Genomic DNA, 15623 nt, shown 5'->3' on the forward strand with positions numbered 1-15623 from the left:
ATTTATTGAGGATTTGTACTAATTAATCACACTCAAAAAAAAATGAAAATAAAGAAAGTACTTGTAGCAAATAGAGGAGAAATTGCAATAAGAATATTTAGAGCATGTTCAGAAATTAGTGTAAAAACGGTTGGTATTTTTACATACGAAGATCGATATTCTTTACATAGATACAAAGCCGATGAATCTTATCAAATTGGTGAAGACAACCAACCTCTAAAACCGTATTTAGACATTAATGCTATTATAAAAGTAGCCTTAGAAAATAATGTAGATGCAATTCACCCCGGTTATGGTTTTTTATCAGAAAATGCAGAATTTGCACAGAAATGTGAAGATAATAATATCATTTTTGTAGGTCCAAAAGTATCTGTTTTAAAATCTCTTGGTGATAAAATTGCTGCTAAAAAAGTAGCCATTGAAAACGATATTCCTATTATTAGAAGTAATCAAAAGCCTTTAGAAAGTTTAGAAATTGCGCTTTTTGAAGCCAATATTATTGGTTATCCTTTAATGCTAAAAGCGGCTTCTGGTGGTGGAGGACGAGGAATGCGAGTTATTAGAGAAGAAGAAGAATTAAAAAAAGCTTACGGAGAAAGTAAAAGAGAAGCCTTAAATGCTTTTGGTGATGATACTGTTTTTTTAGAAAAATTTGTAGAAAATCCGAAGCATATAGAAATTCAAATTGTTGCAGATAATTACGGCAATACGGTTCATTTATTTGAGAGAGATTGTTCGGTGCAACGTCGTTATCAAAAAGTAATAGAATTTGCGCCGTCTTACGGATTAAAAGAAGAAACAAAAAATGATTTATACAACTATGCAATTACTATTTGTAAAGCTGTAAATTATAATAATATTGGTACTGTAGAGTTTTTGGTTGATGATGATGGTTCTATTTATTTTATAGAAGTAAATCCTAGAATTCAAGTAGAACATACGGTTACAGAAGTTGTTACAAATATTGATTTGGTAAAAACACAATTATTTATTGCTGGCGGATATAAATTATCTGATCAACAAATAAAAATTGCTAATCAAAAATCAATCAAAATTAACGGTTACGCATTGCAATGTAGAATCACTACAGAAGATCCGCAAAATGATTTTAAACCAGATTTCGGTACGATTTCTACTTACAGAAGTGCTTCTGGATTTGGAATTCGACTGGATGCAGGAAGTGTGTATCAAGGTGTTAAAATTTCCCCGTTTTTTGATTCCATGTTAGTAAAAGTTACGGCAAATAGTAGAACTTTAGATGGAGCATCAAGAAAAATTAGAAGAGCTTTAAGCGAGTTTAGAATACGAGGTGTAAAAACAAATATGCCTTTTTTAGATAATATTTTAAAACACGATACTTTTAAAAAAGGAGCAATTACTGTTAATTTTATCAAATCAAATCCTGATTTATTTATTTTTAAAGCGCCAAGAAATAGAGCTAATAAAGTAATTACTTATTTGGCAGATATTACTGTAAACGGTAATCCTGATGTTAAGAAATTTGATGCAACTAAAACATTTATAAAACCAAGAATTCCTAAATTTGATGCTGATGCAAGATTTCCAAAAGGAACAAAAGATCTATTAACAGAATTAGGTCCGGATAAATTTTCTCAGTGGTTAAAAAATGAGAAAAAAATACATTATACAGATACTACAATGCGTGATGCGCATCAAAGTTTATTAGCAACCAGAATGCGAACTTTTGATATGCTAAAAGTTGCTGAAGGATATGTAAAAAATAATCCTGATATTTTTAGTATGGAAGTTTGGGGAGGCGCAACTTTTGATGTTTGCTTACGATTCTTACAAGAAAATCCGTGGGAACGCTTGCAATTGTTAAGAGCAAAAATGCCAAATGTTTTGCTGCAAATGTTAATTAGAGGTTCTAATGGCGTTGGTTATAAAGCATATTCAGATAATTTAATTGGTAAGTTTGTAGAACAATCTTGGGAAAATGGCGTTGATTTATTTAGAGTTTTTGATTCTTTAAACTGGATGAAATCTATTGCGCCTTGTATAGAACATGTTCGTACAAAAACGCAAGGTTTGGCAGAAGGTTCAATTTGTTATACAGGTGATATTTTAGATGTAAAAAACACCAAATACAACTTAAAATATTATGTTGATTTAGCAAAAGAAATAGAAAGCTCTGGCGCTCATATTTTAGGAATTAAAGACATGGCAGGTTTATTAAAACCTTATGCAGCATCAGAATTAGTGGGTGCATTAAAAGCCGAATTAAACATTCCTGTTCATTTACATACGCATGATACATCATCAATTCAGTCTGCTACGTATTTAAAAGCAATTGAAGCTGGAGTTGACGTTGTTGATGTTGCTTTAGGCGGATTGTCTGGTTTAACTTCTCAACCAAATTTTAATTCTATTGTAGAAATGATGAAGTTTCATGAGCGTGAAAATCCGATAAATATTAATTCATTAAATGTGTATTCTAATTATTGGGAAACCGTAAGAGAGTATTATTATCCTTTTGAATCAGGATTAAAATCGGGTTCTGGAGAAGTTTTTCAGCATGAAATACCTGGCGGACAATATTCTAATTTAAAACCACAAGCGCAATCTTTAGGTTTAGAAGATCGTTTTCATGAAATTACAAAAATGTATGCAGAAGTTAATACATTGTTTGGAAATATTGTAAAAGTTACGCCAAGCTCTAAAGTTGTTGGTGATATGGCGCAATATTTAGTTAGCAACAATTTAACGGTAACAGATGTTTTAGAAAGAGGTGACACCATTTCTTTTCCGCAATCTGTTGCTAGTTTTTTTAAAGGCGAATTAGGTCAGCCTGTAAATGGGTTTCCAAAGAAATTACAGAAGTTAATTTTAAAAGATCAAATTCCTTTTACAGATAGACCAAATGCTCATATTCCACCAACAGATTTTGACAAAGAATATGCTGAATTCAGAAAAATATTTGAAAATGATTTAGGAAGAAAGATTGATTTTACCGATTTTTTATCCTATAAATTATATCCAAAAGTATTTACAGATGCGTATAATAATCATTTAAAATATGATAATTTAACGAATCTTCCAACCAAAAACTTCTTTTATGGCATGGAAATAGGAGAGGAGATTACCGTTGATATTGACAAAGGAAAAACATTATTGGTAACTTTAGATTATGTAGGAAAACCAAATTCTGAAGGAATGGTTACTGTGCATTTTAAAGTAAATGGACAAGGTAGAATTGTACAAGTTAAAGATAATTCTATTAAGGTTGAAACAGTTAGCAATGTAAAAGTAGATAAAAGTGATGCAACACAAATTGGTGCTCCATTACAAGGTTTGTTGTCAACGATTTTAGTGAAAAACGGAGAAGATATTGTGAAAAATCAGCCGTTATTTATAATTGAAGCTATGAAAATGGAAACTACCATTACAGCAAATGAAAACGGAACGATAAATAAAATAGTTTTAAAAGCAGGAACGATGGTAAATGCCGATGATTTAATTATTAAGTTGAAATAATGTTGATTAATCTGATATAATATAAATTATTGCAATGTCAGTTCGAGTGATTTTTGGTAAAAAATTGTATAGAGAACTTATTTTGTAATTAATTGTGGTTACTGTTAACATAAAAAAAACTTCAAATAATCATAAGAATTATTTGAAGTTTTTTTATTTTATTAGTGTTTAAAACTACTAAATGCTATTGTTAAAAAGATTGCATAGAAACTAGTTTAAAATATTCGCCTTTTTTTGCAAGCAATTCTTCATGTCTACCTTGTTCAACTATTTTCCCTTTTTTCATAACTGCAATAATATCAGCTTTTTGAATTGTAGAAAGTCTGTGAGCTATGACTAAAGAAGTTCTGTTTTGCATCATTTTTTCTAGAGCAACTTGCACCAATTGTTCAGATTCTGTGTCTAAAGCAGAAGTTGCTTCATCTAAAATCATAATTGGTGGATTTTTTAAAACTGCTCTTGCAATAGATAAACGTTGTTTTTGTCCACCAGAAAGAGAGTTTCCAGAATCACCAATATTAGTATTAAATTTTAGAGGTAAATCTTTAATAAATTCATAAGCATTTGCAATTTCAGAAGCTTCTTTAATCTGTTCTTCAGATGCGTTTTCAGTACCTAATTTAATATTATTTTTTACTGTGTCATTAAATAAAATAGATTCTTGAGTAACAATGCCCATTAAACCTCTTAAAGATTTTTTTGTGATGTCTTTAATTTCTATTCCATCAATAGAAATAGAGCCTTTATTTACATCATAAAAACGCGTAATTAAGTTTGCTAAGGTAGATTTTCCACTTCCAGATTGCCCAACTAAAGCAACAGTTTGTCCTTTTTTAATGGTTAAAGAAAAATCTTTTAAAACATAATCATTTTTGTATTTGAATGAAATGTTATTAAAGCAAATTTCGTTTTTAAAATCTTTTTTGATAAATGCATTAGGTTTGTCTTTAATACTGTTTTCAGTATTTAAAATTTGCATAATTCTTTCTGCAGAAGCTTCTCCTTTTTGAATGTTATAATAAGATGTTGTAATTAATTTAATAGGGTTTAAAACCGTATAAAACAAAACAATATATCCCATAAATTCATCTGGTTGCAGAGAACTTGTATTCGATAAAACTTCTGTTCCTCCATACCAAAGAATAGCAATAATAGTAGCAGAACCTAAAAATTCACTCATTGGTGATGCCAAAGTTTGTCTGTGAAAAACACTTGTCATTAAAGATCTAAAGGTTTCTGTTGAGGTATTGAATTTGCGTTCAATAATTTTCTCAGAATTAAAACCTTTTATCACTCTTAAACCTGTTAAAGTTTCTTCTATAAATGATAAAAAAGTTCCTGTTTCTTTTTGAGCTTTTATAGATTTTGCTTTTAATTTTTTGCTGATTGATGAAATAATAAATCCAGAAACTGGTAATAAAATAAAAACAAAAAGTGTTAATTTCAAACTCATAAAGAGCATGATAGAAATGGCAATCACAACTGTTAAAGGCTCTCTTACTATGGTTTCTATAGATGTTAGAATAGAAATTTCAACTTCTTGAACATCCGAAGTCATACGAGCAATAATATCTCCTTTTCTTTTTTCGGTGAAGTAGGAGATAGGCAACTCTACAATTTTATTGTAGAGTTTATCCCTTATATCCTTTACAATTCCTGTTCTTAAAAAAGTAATTACGTAAGAAGCTAAATATCTAAATAAATTCTTTAAAAAGAACATAGAAAGTGCTAATAAACAAATAAAGAAAAGTGTGTTTATTTGTCCTTCATTTTCTATTTTCTCAGAAATAAAATGATAAAAACTGTCTTTTAAAAAACCGCCAATTCTAGTAAATCCTTCATAAGTAGGTTTTGTAACTACTTTTTTATCCGTTCCAAAAAGTATTCCTAAAACAGGAATAAAAGCTAAAACTGATAAGACATTAAAAATAGCATAGAAAATATTGAAGATAATATTTAAAAGGGTAAATTTTCTGTATTTCTTCTCGTATCTTAAAATGTCTTTAAAATGATTCATTAATTCAATTTCATTTCCTTAATAATTCTTTGAATTTTAGCATCCAATTCAGCTTCAACAGTTTTTGCATTTTCTATTGCGTCCAAAGGAGTGTTTACACTAAAGTAGAATTTAATTTTAGGTTCTGTTCCACTTGGTCTTGCAGCGATTCTTGTTCCGTTTGCTGTTTGATAAATTAACACATTCGATTTTGGTAAATCAATTTCTGTTACTTCGCCAGTTATAATATTTTTCTTAGTTGATGCATCATAATCAGAAAGAGACTCTACTTTTTCTCCATCAATTTCAGTTAAAGGATTGTTACGCATATCGCTTAACATTTGTTGAATTTCTGCAGCACCGTCCATTCCTTTTTTGGTGATTGAAATTAAATGCTCTTTATAAAAACTATTTTTAACATAAATGTTTAATAATTCTTCATAGAAAGAGCTTCCGTGTTGTTTTGCATACGCAGCCACTTCACAAGCTAAAAGAGTAGCAGTTACAGCATCTTTATCGCGAACAAAATCACCAACCATATAACCAAAACTTTCTTCTCCACCACCAATAAAATCAAGCTCTGGAAAATCTCTTACCATTTTAGCAATCCATTTAAAGCCTGTTAAACCAACTTTGGTTTCAACATTATAAGTTTCAGCAACTTTATTTACTAATTCTGTAGAAACTATTGTGGAACCAACAAATTGTTTACCATTAATTTCACCTTCATCATTCCATTTTTTTATTAAAAAATTTGTCATTACAACCATGGTTTGATTTCCGTTTAATAACTTCATGTTTCCATCAAGGTCTCTAACAGCAACACCTAATCTGTCACAGTCAGGATCTGTACCAATTACAATATCAGCATTAATCTTATTAGCTAAATCAGTAGCCATTTTTAAAGCTTCTGGTTCTTCTGGATTTGGAGATTTTACAGTAGGAAAATCTCCATTTGGTACTCTTTGTTCTTCAACAATATGTATATCTGTATAACCTGCTTTTGCTAATGCATCTGGTACAGAAACAATAGAAGTACCATGTAAAGAAGTAAATACAATTTTTAAGTTATCTCTATTAATTCTATCAGATAAAGAACCATTTTTAACAGATGCTTCAATAAAATCTCTATCTACATCTTTACCTATTACTTCTATTAAACTTTCATTTGCATCAAATTTAATTTCAGAAAAATCTAAGTCATTTACTTTTGCAATAATTCCGCCATCATGAGGAGGAACAATTTGGCCACCATCTGCCCAATATACTTTATAACCATTGTATTCTGGTGGATTATGAGAAGCAGTTAAAACAATACCTGCATCACAACCTAAATGACGAACTGCATATGATAGTTCTGGAGTTGGACGTAAATCTTCAAAAAGAAATACTTTAATATTATTTGCAGATAAAACATCTGCAACTACTTTTGCGAATTTTTTACTGTTATGTCTACAATCAAAAGCAATTACAACTTTTAATTCTTCTTTTTTTACGTTTTCTATTAGATAATTAGATAATCCTTGTGTTGCTCTACCTAATGTGTATTTGTTAATTCTGTTGGTTCCTGCACCCATAACTCCACGCATTCCACCAGTTCCGAATTCCATGTTTTTGTAGAATCTGTCTGCTAAATCACTTGGATTGTTGTTAATGATATCTTGTATTTCTGATTGAGTTTCGGCGTCAAAAGTTGATGTTAGCCATTGTTTTGCTTTGTTTAAAATATCTTCCATAGAGAATTAAATTTTGGTTACTAAATTAGGTGAACAAATATACTATTTAGAAATTAAGTTTTTCTTTAATTGTGTAGTGTTTTTCGTCGCTTTTTGTTTTTATAATGAGTTCGCCAATAAAACCAGCTAAAAAAAGTAAAGTTCCTAAAATCATAGAGGTTAATGCAATGTAAAACCAAGGGTTGTCTGTAACTAAAATAGTTTTTGAACCATTATACAATTTATAAAGTTTGTAGGCGCCAATATAAAATGCAGATGTTGTTCCAAATAAAAACATAAAAGTACCCCAAAGCCCAAAAATGTGCATCGGTCTTTTGCCAAATTTTGATAAAAAGGAAATTGTAATTAAGTCTAAAAAACCGTTTATAAAACGGTCTATACCAAATTTTGTTACTCCATATTTTCTTGCTTGATGTTTTACAACTTGTTCGCCAATTTTTGTAAAACCTTCATTTTTAGCTAAAACAGGAATGTACCTGTGCATTTCGCCACTTACTTTTACGGTTTTTATAACTTCGTTTTTGTAGGCTTTTAATCCGCAGTTAAAATCGTGTAATTTTAATCCTGATGTTTTTCTTGCGGCAGCATTAAATAATTTTGAAGGGATATTTTTAGTGATAATATTATCGTATCTTTTCTTTTTCCAGCCAGAAATTAAATCGAAATCTTCATCAATAATTAAGTTATATAAATCTGGTATTTCTTCTGGATTGTCTTGTAAATCGGCATCCATAGTAATTACTACATTGCCTTTTGCTAGTTGAAAGCCGGCATCTAAAGCCTGACTTTTTCCATAATTTTTTTGAAAACGAATTCCTTTTACGTTCTTGTTTTTTGCAGACAATTGCTCAATTACATTCCAAGAATTGTCTTTGCAGCCATCATCAATAAAAATAATTTCATATAAATAACGATTGGATTGCATAACTTTTGCAATCCAATCGTGTAATTCTATTAAAGATTCATCTTCGTTAAGAAGTGGTATTACTACCGAGATATCCATATTTTTTGTTGTAAAGTTACAAGTTGTAAAGTTAAAAAGTCTTGAAGAAATACTTTCAAATTTGTTACTTTAAAAACTTTAAACTATAAATTTAATAAGTATCTTCTTCAGTTTTTTTCATAATTGCAGCAGTAATTGCAGAAATTACGAATCCTAAAAATAAACTCATAACTACAATACTACCATATAAAGATAATTCAAAATAATCCTTAGTCATTTTTGTAGACATTTCTATTTGATCGCTAGACATACCTGCATCTTCCCATTTAACTATTGATGATTCTATTACTTTGTTTTTAAAATCTGGTTCTATGAAATTAGTAAAAAGTAGTAAATATACTATTGAAATAATCATACTAATTAAAACGATTCCTAAACCAACTTTTACACCTTGTCCCCAAGATAAAAAACCTTCATTTTCAGATTTAAATTTTTTTATTCCTAATACTATAAAAGCTACAGTTAAAACAAGGCTTAAAACACTAGAAATCCAGTCGTTTTCTAGATAATTACCTCCCATTGCATATTTTATAAGTCCAGGAAGTATGCTTATAACTCCTAGAATTAATCCGTAGTTTAAAATAATACTTTTACTATTCGTTTGATTTTCCATTTTGTGTTTAAATTAGTTAGTGATACAAATATATGATTTTCATTTTTTAAAGTTTTTATTTTTATTAAAAGATTAAAACTAAAAAACATCTTATTAGTATTCAGTGAGTTAAAAGTGTTACAAAAAATTTAATAATTTTTTAAGTGATATAATAAAAATCTGTTGTAAATTTGCAGAGGCAAGTCCTACACAACTAGCTCCCTTTGAATCCCCCAGGGTGGGAACACAGCAAGGGTATTAGGTTGTAGCAGTGTGATGTAGGTAGCTTGCCTTTTTTTATGCGCTAAAGTTTCGTCTGGAATTTTACTAAATTTAGATTTCTTCATTTTCTTTACATTTATTTTTTGTTACTTCGTACTCTTATAATAAGAACTTAATTTTATGTCTAAAGTAATTTTAGTTACTGGTGCTTCATCTGGAATAGGAAAATCAATCGCAACTTTTTTACAAGAAAAAGGCTACAAAGTTTTTGGAACAAGTAGAAATCCTAAAAATGCAGAAAATTTTTCTTTTGAACTTATTGCTTTGGATGTTCTAAAAGTAGAAACCATTGAAAGTGCTGTTGCTTATATCATCAAAAAACAAGGAAGGTTAGATGTTTTAATTAATAATGCAGGAATGGGAATTACGGGCCCAATTGAAGATACGCCAACGGATGAAATGAGAGCCGTTTTTAATACCAATCTTTTTGGTGCTGTTGATGTAATGAAGGCTGTTTTGCCACAAATGAGAACACAAAAATCTGGAATGATTTTAAATGTAACTTCAATTGCTGGTTATATGGGTTTACCTTATAGAGGATTATATTCTGCTACAAAAGGAGCTTTAGAATTGGTTACAGAAGCTATAAGTATGGAGGTTAAAAACTTTGGAATTAAAGTTATAAATGTCGCTCCTGGAGATTTTGCAACAAATATTGCTGCAGGACGATATCACACGCCAGTTTTTGAAAACTCTGCTTATAAAGAAAATTATCAAGCAAATTTAGATTTGATGAATGCGCATGTTAAAGGCGGAATGAATCCTTTAGAAATGGCAAAAACGGTTTATAAAATCATCAATACAGAAAACCCCAAAATACATTATAAAGTTGGTGGATTTATGGAGAAATTCTCTATCGTTTTAAAACGTGTTTTGCCAGATAAAATGTATCAGAAAATATTAATGAATCATTATAAACTTTAGTCTACACTTATATGTTTATTAGGTATAGATTCTAAATAAGTATCTACTACAGCAATGTAGCATTCTGTTGCGCTAAACTCTATTTTTATCCAACCGTAATAACTATTTTCATCAATAGCCATTTTTACAATATAGTAATCATCTTTATTGTTTGATAACTCTTTTTTATATGTTAAGTTATTTTGTAGAAAAAAGTTATAGCTTTCATACGGAGCAGCAAATTCATAAAAAACATCAAGAGAATTTTTTACTTCTTCAGAATCAAATTTATTAGCGTCATATTTTTTTGTGTCTTCGGATGTAAAAGGAGGCTCAAAGATTACTGTGTAAGGTATTGAGCTTTTTTTAGGAGAATGTATTTCGTTTATAGACTCATCAACAGAAATTAATTTAATATTGTTGTAGGCAAAGTTTGGTACATTTCCTAAGTCAAATTTTTCTTCTGAAATTATGCTATAATCTGTAATTCCATCTTTATTTAAGTCGATGTCAATTGGTAATTGATTGTCAAAACAATCAGAAAAATAAGTGTAATTTGTATCTTCTACTTCATAATTTTCTTCAGTAAATTCTACCCAAAAATTAATTGTATATGTTTGTTTGTCATGATGATCTTTATAAACTAATTGACCAGTAAATTTTTTGTCAATTTCCCAATCTTTCATTTTAAACTCAAAAACTTGCATTTCTGTAACAGCAGAAATATCTGCAACAGAACCATAATAGTATTTATAGCAACGATCTATTTGTAAACAGCCGTCTTTTTTATTAAACACAAAAGCTAAAGTTTCTGTTTCACCATCTGTGCCCGCATTTTTAGTGTAACTAATTTTTACAGAATTATCTGTGTAAGTACCTTGCCAAAAAACAGGAGATTCATCATCAGCAATAACAATATTGTCTGAAGCAGAAACCTCAATTTCAGAAACATCGCAAATAATTTCACCTTCAATTCCTGTAATTAAAATTGTTTCATCACAAGAAAATAAAGTAGATATAAAAAAAAGAGTTATAATATATCTGTAAAATTTCATAATTATTTTATTATTAATGGTTTAGCTTTTTTTAATCTTTTGTTATAATTAGACCTTTAAAGTTTAATAAAGTTTAAAAATACTACTTTTTAATTACTAGTTAAAAACTTATTAGTATTATTTTATGTCTTAGTTATCTTTGTTTTATCTTTGTAAGATTAATTATTAACTAATATAATAACTCTTTTCAAGATGAAATTTTTCATAGATACTGCAAATTTAGAGCAAATTAAAGAAGCACAAGCTTTAGGAATTTTAGATGGTGTAACTACAAATCCGTCTTTAATGGCTAAAGAAGGCATTACTGGCGAAGCTAATATTATCAATCATTACAAAGCAATTTGTGAGTTAGTTGATGGCGATGTTTCTGCAGAAGTAATTGCTACAGATTTCGACGGAATGGTAAAAGAAGGTGAAGCTTTAGCTGCTTTAAATCCGCAAATTGTGGTAAAATTACCAATGATAAAGGATGGTGTAAAAGCGTGTAAATATTTCTCTTCTAAAGGAATTAAAACAAACGTAACCTTAGTGTTTTCTGCTGGTCAGGCTTTATTGGCAGCAAAAGCAGGTGCAACCTATGTTTCTCCGTTTATTGGTCGTTTAGACGATATTTCTACAGACGGAATGAATTTAATTGAAGAAATTCGTTTAATTTATGATAACTACGGTTTCGAAACTGAAATTTTAGCAGCTTCTGTGCGTCATACAATGCACATTATTAATTGTGCAAAATTAGGCGCGGATGTTATGACGGGACCTTTAAGTGCAATAGAAGGTTTGTTAAAACACCCTTTAACAGATAGTGGTTTGGCTAAATTTTTAGAAGATTACAAAAAAGGAAACTAAAAAGAAGCCCATCCTAACCTTCCCAAAAGGAAGGAACTGTTGCAGGAATTGAGGTATGGAAATATTTATTAGAAGCTATTTCCTGCTTTCGCTACTCGCTTTTTTTGCTAAAAAAGGCAAAAAAGAGCTCAAACAGACCGCTCAATCAGGGCTAGATTTGTTTGCAAGCTAAAAGCAACATTTAAAAGAATTGCTCGTTTTTAACGAATATTAAAAATATAGAACTCCAAATTTATAAAGTTTGGAGTTTTTTTCTCAAAAGAAAAGATTTTTTGCGCAAAATAAATAACATAAACGGTTTTTCCTCTAAGCCTGCATTTAGCGCAGACGAAATGGGGGAATTAAAAGGGGCTTTTCCACAGAAACCTTTAGCACAAATGGTAATTTCGGCTTGTCATCAATTTCATATTGATACGGTTGTTATTTCTCCAGGTTCACGAAATGCGCCACTTACAATTGGTTTTTCTAACCATACAGAAATTGAAACATTAAGTGTTGTAGATGAGCGTTGTGCTGCTTTTTTTGCTTTGGGTATTGCGCAACAAACCAAAAAACCAGTGGCAATTGTTTGTACTTCTGGTTCTGCTTTGTTAAATTATTATCCTGCAATTGCAGAAGCTTTTTATAGCAATATTCCGTTAGTTGTAATTTCTGCAGACAGACCAAAACATTTAATTGATATTGGCGACGGACAAACAATTCGTCAAGAAAATGTGTTTGAAAATCATATTTTGTTTTCTGCAAATTTGGTAGAAAATGAAAAGTTTAAAACACGCAATTCTCAATTAATTGGCGAAGCTTTACAAATAGCAACCTCACAAAAAGGACCTGTGCATATAAATGTTCCTTTTGATGAGCCTTTGTATGAAACGGTCGCAGAATTGCAAGAATTTCATTTCCCTCATATTTCTTTAAGTTCTTTAGATAATTCTCATATAAATTATGATAATTTTTCTAAAATTTGGAATGCAGCTGAAAAGAAAATGATTTTAGTGGGAGTAAATTATCCTGATGAAGGTTTACACAAATTAATAGATTTTTATGCTGATGATAAATCTGTTTTAATATTAACAGAAACAACCTCAAATTTATATCATAAAAATGCTGTAAATTCAATAGATCAGCTTATTTTTTCTTTGGAAGAAAGTCAGTTGCAAGATTTAAAACCAGAAATTCTTATCACATTTGGAGGAATGATTGTTTCTAAAAAAATAAAACAATTTTTAAGAAAACAACAACCAAAACATCATTGGAATATTGATGAACGTAAAGCAGTAAATACATTCTTTTGTTTATCAGAATTTATACAAACAAAACCAGTAGATTTCTTTTCTAATTTCAACAAATTAATATTAAAAAAGGAAAGTAATTATCAGCAAAAATGGTTGCAACTTCGTGATGAAAAACGAGTAAAACATCAACAATATTTATCAAAAACAGTACATTCAGATTTTAAAGTTTTTGAACAAATTTTAGAAAGTATTCCAAAGAATTCTCAGTTGCAAATTAGTAACAGTGCTATTATTAGATATGCGCAGTTATTTACGATTGATAAAACAAACACTATTTTTTGTAATAGAGGAACAAGCGGAATTGATGGCAGCACAAGTACAGCAATAGGAGCAGCTTTTGCAAACAAAAATCAGACGGTTTTTATTACGGGTGATATCAGCTTTTTTTACGATTCTAATGCACTTTGGAATACTAATATTCCATCAAATTTTAGAATTATTTTAATTAATAATTCTGGCGGTGGAATTTTTAAAATTTTACCCGGACCAAAATTAACCAATGCATTGTCATTTTTTGAAACGCCACATTGTTTAACTGCAGAACATTTGTGTAAAATGTATGAGTTTGAGTATCAGAAAGCATTTTCATCCGAAAGTGTAACAGAAGAATTGAAAGGTTTCTATAAAACATCAGAAAAACCAAAAATTTTAGAAATTTTTACACCAAGTGCAGAAAATGATTTAATTTTAACAGCATATTTTAAATATATACAATAATGGATATACAAGAACACGACGATTTCGAAGAAGTAGAAATGAATTTGAAAGAAGGAGATAAAGTGCAGTTGATAATTGAGACTGAAACTAATTTAGGTTATACAGTTTTAATTAATGAAGAATTTGATGGTTTACTTTTTAGAAGTGAAGTTTTTCAAGAGTTAGAAGAAAACATGGAAGTTGTTGGTTATATCAAAAATATTAGAGAAGATGGTAAAATCGATGTTTCTTTAAGGCCACAAGGTTTTAGAAATGTCATAAATTCTGATGTAGAAAAAGTACTTGTAAAACTAAAAAATAGTAGGGAAGGTTTTTTATTATTAACAGATAAAAGTTCTCCTGATTCTATTCGTTTTCATATGAAAATGAGTAAAAAAGCATTTAAAAAAGCTGTTGGAAACTTATATAAACAAAAGCTTATTCTTATTAAAGAAGACAGAATAGAGCTTTTATAGTGTTCGGTTTACAGTATCAGTATTCGGTTGCAGTATTCAGTCATTTTAATAGGCTAAATACTGTCAACTATTTTACTGCCCACCAAGTCTTAAAATATTTTCATAATAAGCATCTGCATTTGGGTCTGATGGATCCATTTTACCGTAACCAATTTTGTATTGTCTTATTGCTTTTTTAATCATTTTTCCTGTTTCGTAATATTTACCGATGTAATAATCGCCTAAAGGAGAAGATGGAAATATTTTTAAAATCATTTTACCAAAATCGCGCAAACGATCTCCATTTTCTTTTTCAATAATTATGTTTTCAATAGCGTAAATGTCGCTTTCTCTAATTCCTAAATTAGTACCAAAAAGAAATTCAATTTCTAGGTATTTATTTTCTAAATAAGAAATTGCATCTAAAGGAGCTAGTTCTTTAATGTATTTATCATATTCTTCTTTTGTGATTCCAGAATAGACTTCAAAAACTTTTGTAAGTGCTCTAGGTATTGCCTCGCTCATAGCAGAAATTGAGCTAGAAGTAGTAATAACATCGTTATTAACGTTAAAGTTTTTAATGCCTAAGGTAGATAATCCTTTTTGAACTTGATTAATTTTATTTTGCTTTTCGGGAGAAAATGATGTGGAATTATTTGTGTAAAAATAAAATGTATTGTCTTCTCGTCCAAATTTTGGTAGATTGTAAGATTGTAATTCGCCACCAATAAAATCAGAAAAACTAGGATTTATACAAATAAAAGAATTGATAAAAGCAGTGTCCTCTTGTAAAAAGTGTGAGATTAAATTGGCGGAATAACCTTGGCCAACCAAAGTGATAAATGGCGATGTTCTGTAAGTGCTTTCCATATAAAACAACACTTCATCTCTTATAAAAGTGTAGAAATTTTGTGCACTAGCAGTTAATTCCCCAGTGTTTCTATTAAATGAAACATCAGCACCTTTGGTATCTTTCATAGAAACACCAACAACAATTTGTTTTGGTGCTTTGTCTTTTTTTGAAAATAAAATGGAGTTGCCAACATAAATGTCAAACATATAATCTTCATCTAATACAATTGCTAAAGGATAATTTTTAATGCTGTCTTTTTCATATCCTTCAGGAATATAAATGCTGATGCTTCTATCAGAATCTAAAAAAGTTGATTCTAAGTTTTTCTGAATTATTTTTTGAGAATATCCGCAGAAACAAAAAAGTATAAATAATAATGTGAGTGATTTCTTAATCATAAGTTAGAATGTTTATTTTTG

11 protein-coding genes and 1 other RNA gene are annotated in these 15623 nt (G+C 29.5%); 6 read left to right on the forward strand and 6 right to left on the reverse strand.

The annotated features are described in order from the left end of the window. Window positions 1–42: 42 nt before the first annotated feature. A complete protein-coding gene (locus BLT70_RS04945) occupies window positions 43–3495 on the forward strand; it encodes a pyruvate carboxylase (protein ID WP_091892239.1) in 3453 nt (1150 codons plus the stop codon). A gap of 190 nt (window positions 3496–3685) precedes the next feature. Here the strand turns inward: BLT70_RS04945 and BLT70_RS04950 are convergent, their stop codons facing one another. From BLT70_RS04950 to BLT70_RS04965, 4 genes are all read right to left on the reverse strand, one after another. Further along, window positions 3686–5512, reverse strand: coding sequence for an ABC transporter ATP-binding protein (locus BLT70_RS04950; RefSeq protein WP_091892241.1), 1827 nt, complete (start codon window positions 5510–5512; stop codon window positions 3686–3688). Next, window positions 5512–7227, reverse strand: a complete 1716-nt coding sequence (locus tag BLT70_RS04955; RefSeq protein WP_091892243.1) for a phospho-sugar mutase — start codon at window positions 7225–7227, stop codon at window positions 5512–5514. Before BLT70_RS04955 ends, BLT70_RS04950 begins: the two co-directional genes overlap by 1 nt. A gap of 46 nt (window positions 7228–7273) precedes the next feature. Continuing rightward, window positions 7274–8230, reverse strand: coding sequence for a glycosyltransferase family 2 protein (locus BLT70_RS04960; RefSeq protein ID WP_091892245.1), 957 nt, complete (start codon window positions 8228–8230; stop codon window positions 7274–7276). Window positions 8231–8321: 91 nt separating this feature from the next. Next, a complete protein-coding gene (locus tag BLT70_RS04965; protein ID WP_091892247.1) occupies window positions 8322–8843 on the reverse strand; it encodes a DUF4199 domain-containing protein in 522 nt (173 codons plus the stop codon). A gap of 176 nt (window positions 8844–9019) precedes the next feature. Between BLT70_RS04965 and ffs the strand changes: the two genes are divergently transcribed. Both ffs and BLT70_RS04975 read left to right on the forward strand, forming a co-directional pair. After that, window positions 9020–9118, forward strand: an RNA gene (gene ffs, locus BLT70_RS04970) — signal recognition particle sRNA small type. Between the two features lie 106 nt (window positions 9119–9224). Beyond that, a complete protein-coding gene (locus BLT70_RS04975; RefSeq protein ID WP_091892249.1) occupies window positions 9225–10028 on the forward strand; it encodes an SDR family oxidoreductase in 804 nt (267 codons plus the stop codon). Here the strand turns inward: BLT70_RS04975 and BLT70_RS04980 are convergent. Beyond that, window positions 10025–11062, reverse strand: coding sequence for a hypothetical protein (locus BLT70_RS04980; RefSeq protein ID WP_091892251.1), 1038 nt, complete (start codon window positions 11060–11062; stop codon window positions 10025–10027). The genes BLT70_RS04975 and BLT70_RS04980 overlap by 4 nt on opposite strands. A gap of 192 nt (window positions 11063–11254) precedes the next feature. Here BLT70_RS04980 and fsa point away from each other — a divergent pair, with 192 nt between their 5' ends. The 3 genes from fsa to BLT70_RS04995 all read left to right on the forward strand — a co-directional run bounded on the left by fsa (window position 11255) and on the right by BLT70_RS04995 (window position 14372). Continuing rightward, window positions 11255–11908, forward strand: a complete 654-nt coding sequence (fsa, locus tag BLT70_RS04985) for a fructose-6-phosphate aldolase (protein WP_091892253.1) — start codon at window positions 11255–11257, stop codon at window positions 11906–11908. 332 nt (window positions 11909–12240) lie between these two features. After that, the gene (gene menD / locus BLT70_RS04990; protein WP_091897421.1) at window positions 12241–13917 is read left to right on the forward strand and encodes a 2-succinyl-5-enolpyruvyl-6-hydroxy-3-cyclohexene-1-carboxylic-acid synthase; all 1677 of its coding nucleotides are present in this window, start codon (window positions 12241–12243) and stop codon (window positions 13915–13917) included. Next, window positions 13917–14372 (forward strand): DNA-binding protein, encoded by a 456-nt coding sequence (locus BLT70_RS04995; RefSeq protein ID WP_091892255.1) that lies wholly within the window; start codon window positions 13917–13919, stop codon window positions 14370–14372. The genes menD and BLT70_RS04995 overlap by 1 nt, the downstream gene beginning before the upstream one ends. 72 nt (window positions 14373–14444) lie before the next feature. Here the strand turns inward: BLT70_RS04995 and BLT70_RS05000 are convergent, their stop codons facing one another. Next, the gene (locus BLT70_RS05000) at window positions 14445–15602 is read right to left on the reverse strand and encodes an alpha/beta hydrolase-fold protein (protein WP_091892257.1); all 1158 of its coding nucleotides are present in this window, start codon (window positions 15600–15602) and stop codon (window positions 14445–14447) included. Window positions 15603–15623: the final 21 nt, after the last annotated feature.

Origin of the sequence: Polaribacter sp. KT25b, assembly GCF_900105145.1 — a bacterium.
Lineage (GTDB): Bacteria > Bacteroidota > Bacteroidia > Flavobacteriales > Flavobacteriaceae > Polaribacter.

Bases quoted from the DNA above. Each gene is read 5' to 3' on its own strand.
- BLT70_RS04945 (WP_091892239.1), top strand. From the start codon at position 43: ATGAAAATAAAGAAAGTACTTGTAGCAAATAGAGGAGAAATTGCAATA.
- BLT70_RS04950 (WP_091892241.1), bottom strand. From the start codon at position 5,512: ATGAATCATTTTAAAGACATTTTAAGATACGAGAAGAAATACAGAAAA.
- BLT70_RS04955 (WP_091892243.1), bottom strand. From the start codon at position 7,227: ATGGAAGATATTTTAAACAAAGCAAAACAATGGCTAACATCAACTTTT.
- BLT70_RS04960 (WP_091892245.1), bottom strand. From the start codon at position 8,230: ATGGATATCTCGGTAGTAATACCACTTCTTAACGAAGATGAATCTTTA.
- BLT70_RS04965 (WP_091892247.1), bottom strand. From the start codon at position 8,843: ATGGAAAATCAAACGAATAGTAAAAGTATTATTTTAAACTACGGATTA.
- BLT70_RS04975 (WP_091892249.1), top strand. From the start codon at position 9,225: ATGTCTAAAGTAATTTTAGTTACTGGTGCTTCATCTGGAATAGGAAAA.
- BLT70_RS04980 (WP_091892251.1), bottom strand. From the start codon at position 11,062: ATGAAATTTTACAGATATATTATAACTCTTTTTTTTATATCTACTTTA.
- fsa (WP_091892253.1), top strand. From the start codon at position 11,255: ATGAAATTTTTCATAGATACTGCAAATTTAGAGCAAATTAAAGAAGCA.
- menD (WP_091897421.1), top strand. From the start codon at position 12,241: ATGGGGGAATTAAAAGGGGCTTTTCCACAGAAACCTTTAGCACAAATG.
- BLT70_RS04995 (WP_091892255.1), top strand. From the start codon at position 13,917: ATGGATATACAAGAACACGACGATTTCGAAGAAGTAGAAATGAATTTG.
- BLT70_RS05000 (WP_091892257.1), bottom strand. From the start codon at position 15,602: ATGATTAAGAAATCACTCACATTATTATTTATACTTTTTTGTTTCTGC.